Here is a 2,674-nt window from a genome sequence, read left to right on the forward strand (position 1 = left end):
TTGACCTTTGGCGGCACAGCCACGTTGACATCAGATTATACCCATTCAGCCACATCCATCACCATTTCAGCCGGTTCGGCCACCGGTAGCATCACCTTGTCGGTCATTAATGATGTTTTGGATGAAGCGGATGAGACCGTGATGGTCTCTCTGGGGACGTTGGAGAACGCATCTCAGGGCACCAACAACAGCGTGACGGTAACCATCCTTGACGATGACGCCCCATCAACCCTTTCATTACCCACTTCTTCGTTCAATGTTTCTGAAGATGTCGGTGTAATCACGGTTGTGGTTTCATTGGACAAACCTTCATCTTTCCCCATTGATGTCAATTTTGCTTTCTCAGGAAGTGTGACTACCAGTGGTGCCAAGGCCGATGTTTCAGCTCCTGCTAAAGTGACCATTCCTGCCGGTGAAACGTCTGTTCAGTTGTTTGTGACCGTGTTGAACGATGCTGTGGATGAAGCAGACGAAGAGCTAGAAATCTCAATTCAATCTTCTACATTCAGTGCGATTGCTCCCGGGGTGTTGAAAGTGGTGATATTGGACGATGATACCCCTGAGGCTAAACCCGATTCCTATCAGGTGTCGGAAGGCAATGTGTTATCCGTTTCGAAGGAGTTAGGGGTGTTGATTAATGATGTCAACAATCTCGAAAATACCATTTGTGCCATCGAAGCCACCAACCCTGCACATGGAACGTTGGCGTTTAATGCCGATGGTTCGTTTGTGTATACTCACGATGGCAGTGAAACGACCAGTGATGTGTTCCGATATAAGGCAAGTGATGGTAAACTTGAAAGTGGCTTCACCACTGTAACCATTACCATTAATCCGGTCAACGATTTGCCGGTTGCCAATGACGACAGTTATGGGGTCGAAGAAGGAGGCGAGTTGTCTATCTCGGCACCTGGGGTGTTGGCTAATGATGTCGATGCTGAAAATAATACACTTTCGGCCGTTTTGATTGCTCAGCCTGAGCATGGAGTTTTGTCATTGTATTCTGATGGATCGTTTGTGTATCGTCACGATGGTTCAGAAACGACCACCGATTTCTTTACCTATCGTGTTTATGATGGTTCTGATTACGGGAATGTTGCGTCTGTGTCCATTGCCATCAATCCGGTGAATGATGCCCCTGTTGCCAATGATGATGTGTATGAACTTAATCAGGGAGCTTCGTTGTCTGTGAATAAGGACAATGGGGTGTTGAGCAACGATGAGGATGTTGATTCGTCTGTGTTGACCGTGGAGCTGGTGGATGATGTGGCTAATGGAACGTTGACTTTGAATTCAGATGGGTCTTTCGATTATCAGCACGATAATTCTGTCGATTATTCTGTGTCGTTCACATATCGTGTATCCGATGGTGCCTTGTATAGTCAGACAGCAGAAGTGATATTAAATATTTTGGGTGTGAATCATCCTCCGGTGGCACTTTCCGATCATTATTCGGTGGGTGAAGGTGCTGTGTTGTTGGTTGATGCGACGCATGGGGTGTTGGCCAATGATAGTGATGCCGATGGAGATGTGTTTACTTCTGTGTTGACTCAGGATGTGAAGTTTGGTTCCTTAACGAGATATGATGATGGCTCTTTTACTTATACACATGACGGTTCTGAAAATCATGCAGATTCCTTTAAATATCGCCCAACAGATGGAAAGCACAGTGGTAATGAGGTGGTGGTTAACATTGCCGTCAATCCGGTGAACGATGTTCCCGTTGGTGTGGTTGATGCTTACTCCTTAAGTGAAGGAAATAGTTTGACTGTCTCGGCTGAGAATGGGGTGATGACCAATGATTCTGATGCAGAACTTGATGTTATGACGGTTACTGTAGGGAAAAAACCTGAACATGGCGAACTGACCTTGGCTTTGGATGGTTCATTTACTTATACCCATGATGGTAGTGAAAACCACTCGGATGTTTTCACCTACATCATCTCTGATGATACTGACGTCTGTGCTCCGGTTGTGGTAACGTTAAGCATTGATCCGGTAAATGATGCTCCTGTTGCCGGTGATGACACATTTTTTACTCTTGAAAATGTTAAATTGATAGAGAATGTGTTGGGGAATGATTTGGATGCAGAAAAGGATGCCATCTCGGTTGATCCTGTGTTGGTGAATAATGCCAATTTTGGCACCGTGTCCATGTCTGCCAACGGAGAATTTACCTATACTCCCAATGCAGGATTCTCCGGTTCTGACTCGTTTATTTATAAAGCTTGTGATGGCAATGGCGGTTGTGACGAAGCCACTGTCAACATCAATGTTACTTTGGTCAACCAAGCGCCCGTTGTCACCCCCATGGTTGTTGAGACCGATGAAGATACCCCGGCAAGTGGTTCATTGCTGCCAATGGTGTCCGATCGTGAGCGCGATGCCTTGACCTTCAATACAACCTTGGTTACAGCCCCTCAATATGGCACGCTAACACTGTCCGCCAACGGCGACTACACTTATACGCCCAATGACAATTATCATGGTGCTGATGCCTTCGCATTTGAAGTGTGTGACACCGAACCGCTTTGCACATCGGCTACCGTTTCGATCCAAGTCCATTCGGTGAATGATGTGCCCAATGCAGTGAACGATCAGTTCGCCACGAAGGAGGGTGAAGCTGTTTCCGGTAATGTGTTGTCGAACGATGTTGACGTGGATGAAGATGTAT

The 2,674-nt window shown here is 46.3% G+C and carries 1 protein-coding gene; it reads left to right on the forward strand.

The window, feature by feature from the left end:
* The coding region (locus tag LX69_RS17890; RefSeq protein ID WP_170124454.1) for an Ig-like domain-containing protein at positions 1-2,674 on the forward strand (2,674 nt) is incomplete at both ends.

It is taken from the genome of Breznakibacter xylanolyticus, assembly GCF_003254275.1.
GTDB lineage: Bacteria > Bacteroidota > Bacteroidia > Bacteroidales > Marinilabiliaceae > Breznakibacter > Breznakibacter xylanolyticus.